The sequence below is a fragment of the Candidatus Angelobacter sp. genome, from assembly GCA_035607015.1.
Lineage (GTDB): Bacteria > Verrucomicrobiota > Verrucomicrobiia > Limisphaerales > AV2 > AV2.
On record DATNDF010000047.1, the window covers coordinates 1 to 2,452 of the forward strand.

The window sequence follows — 2,452 nt, forward strand, 5'->3', positions numbered from 1 at the left end:
AAGTCGGTTCGCGCCGGGCCTTTCGTCACATGGCCGTTCAGAGCAAAGGTTGAGCCGTGACACGGACAGTAGAACGTATGATCCGCCTCGGCCGTGAGCTTGCATTTGCGGTGAGTGCAGTACGAGGAAAGCGCAAAGAGCTTTTCCCCCTGGCGCACGATGAAAAATCCCTGGTTGCGATAGCGCGAGTAAATTCCATCCGCGGTGTAATTGCCGGCGGGCCCCGCGTTGATGATTTTTGGCCGAGCGGCTGAAGGATGGCCGCTCTCGCCCGATTGACAGCCCCCTGCGGCCAGGCCCGCTGTCAGAAACAAAAAGTGTCTCCGATTCATTTCCATGGCCACAAGGTCCGCCAACCGCCTCAATATTCAAAGACCAAACTTGTCGCGATGCCCCAATGCACGTCCTGGCGGGCGTTGTTGTTCATTGGGAAAACAAAGCCGAGACCGAGGCGCGGTTGGATGCGTCCGATGGTGTCGAGATTGACGCGGACGCCGGCCAACCCAGTGAGGCTCGTCTGGCCGGAGTCACCGTGGTTCAACGCAGTTTCGCCGGACATTTCGAAGAGCGGAATGATGCGCTGGACGTGTGGGATATGTAGTTGCTCGGGCGTAATCGAATAGCCGAGGTCGACACCGTATTCCCAGGAGTGCGCGCCGCCGTCTTCACCCGGGCCGAACAACATCGAATAGCCCGTGATGGCTTGCAGGGTCACGTGCTGGCCGAGGCGCAGGTCATTAAAAATTTTCGGGACCAATTCCGTGTTCTTGCTGACCGAGGAATGAACCGGAATGCCGACTTCCACGCCGGCGCCGGCGGTGGTGTCGAAAAAGCCGTTTTCGGAAACGAATTGATAGAAGGGATAACGCGCGCCGAGATCGATATTGCCGATGCCGTCCACGACATCCCCGGCTTCCGAGGCGCGTTCGTAGTGAAGTTCCGCCTCCACGGTCATGAGGCCAAAGCCTTTTTCGATTTCCGCCGTCACTTCGTCATCGGTCACGCTTCCGGCCTTGGTGTGGGTCCAATCGAGGCGCGCTTCGTTGTCTTCCAGATCGGAGTCATCGACGAGAAATGGTTCAGGAAATGCGCCCTGCCCGTATGAGCTCCGATGATCGAGCGCGTTGAATAATCCGTAACGGTTGCTGCTGTCGTCCGGGGCAGCGGGAGAATTAGTCTGGGCGTGCGCGCCGAAGACGGGCGCGAGCGCCAGGGCTGAGAGAATACCGAGAATACCGACTGAGTCATTTTTCAATTTCATGTGTGGGAAGATAGTAACGAGTCGAGAATGACGCTGCCGATGGCTTGTCATTTATTGACGGTGGATTGCAGTGCCGAATGAAGGAATTGCTTGCCACAATCAGCCGAATGCACCAGATATAGACTGCATGGGAACGCCGTTGGTCTGACCACCAGCGGTTTCCTGCCTCTCGCGCATCCGTAGCTCAATTGGATAGAGCTTCTGACTTCGGATCAGAAGGTTGCAGGTTCAAGTCCTGCCGGATGCACCATTGAAACTATGAGGTTGTTCTCACCCAATTGTTTCTAAAAATTTTGGCGCTCTACGATTCTTCGTGCCCTGTTCGTAGGCAAACGCAATCTTGAGTAACAGCGCTTCACTATAAGCCCGGCCAAAAAAGGACATCCCCACCGGCAACCCCAGGACCTGCCCCGCGGGCACGGTAATATTTGGATACCCTGCAACCGCCGCCGGCGATGAGCTTCCGCCTACATCTCGGTCCCCGTAAACAGCATCCGTTGTTCCCGCCGGTCCACCCGATGGGCCAAGAATTGTGTCCAGTTGATATTTGTCCATTACCGCGTCGATTCCCTCCGTGCGCGACCTGCGCCGGCATTTCTCCAGCGCGTCCAGGTAAATCTTGTCCGTCAACGGTCCTCGCGCTTGTGCTTTTTCAAATTGTTCCTGGCCAAAAAATGCCAGCTCGCGCTCCTTGTTTTTCAAATTGAATTCGATCAAATCCTGCAAACTGTGCATCTGCACATCCGGTCCCAGCCAGGTGAGGTACTCGTTGATTCCCGCTTTGAATTCATAACTCAAAACGATTCCTTCCGCGTCGCCTGCATTGGCAATGTTCTCATCGAACTCGACCAACGTCGCGCCCAGCGCTTTCATGTCGTCCCGCGCCTTTCGCAGCACGCCAGCCGCCGGCGACCCGCCGCGAAAAGATCTCATTGGGACGCCGATGCGCGCGCCTTTCAATCCGTTGACATCCAGCGAAGCTGCATAGTCGAATCCCGCCGCGACATTGCTGTTTTGCGTGGCTTCGTCCCGCGGATCGCCCCCCGCCAGCGCGTTCAGCAGAATCGCCGCGTCGGTTACCGTGCGCGCCATGGGTCCTGCTGTGTCCTGCGTCCGCGAAATCGGGATGATTCCTCTGCGGCTCACCAATCCCACCGTCGGCTTGATGCCCACAATCCCGCACACCGCGGA

The 2,452-nt window shown here is 57.1% G+C and carries 3 protein-coding genes and 1 tRNA gene; 1 reads left to right on the forward strand and 3 read right to left on the reverse strand.

The features are described 5' to 3' along the window. Together VN887_02010 and VN887_02015 are read right to left on the reverse strand one after the other, a co-directional pair. Positions 1-314, reverse strand: a 314-nt coding sequence (locus tag VN887_02010; GenBank protein HXT38776.1) for a Rieske (2Fe-2S) protein, incomplete at its 3' end; no start/stop codon positions are given. A 47-nt stretch (positions 315-361) separates the two neighbouring features. After that, complete coding sequence (locus VN887_02015; GenBank protein ID HXT38777.1) at positions 362-1,261, reverse strand: hypothetical protein; 900 nt, start codon at positions 1,259-1,261, stop codon at positions 362-364. A 173-nt stretch (positions 1,262-1,434) separates the two neighbouring features. Between VN887_02015 and VN887_02020 the strand changes: the two genes are divergently transcribed. After that, a tRNA-Arg gene (locus VN887_02020) sits at positions 1,435-1,511 on the forward strand. A 20-nt stretch (positions 1,512-1,531) separates the two neighbouring features. Here the strand turns inward: VN887_02020 and VN887_02025 are convergent. After that, positions 1,532-2,452 (reverse strand): amidase family protein (locus tag VN887_02025; GenBank protein HXT38778.1); only part of this gene is annotated, 921 nt, incomplete at its 5' end.

Coding starts and splice junctions, on each gene's coding strand:
- VN887_02015 (HXT38777.1), bottom strand. CDS start 1,261: ATGAAATTGAAAAATGACTCAGTCGGTATTCTCGGTATTCTCTCAGCC.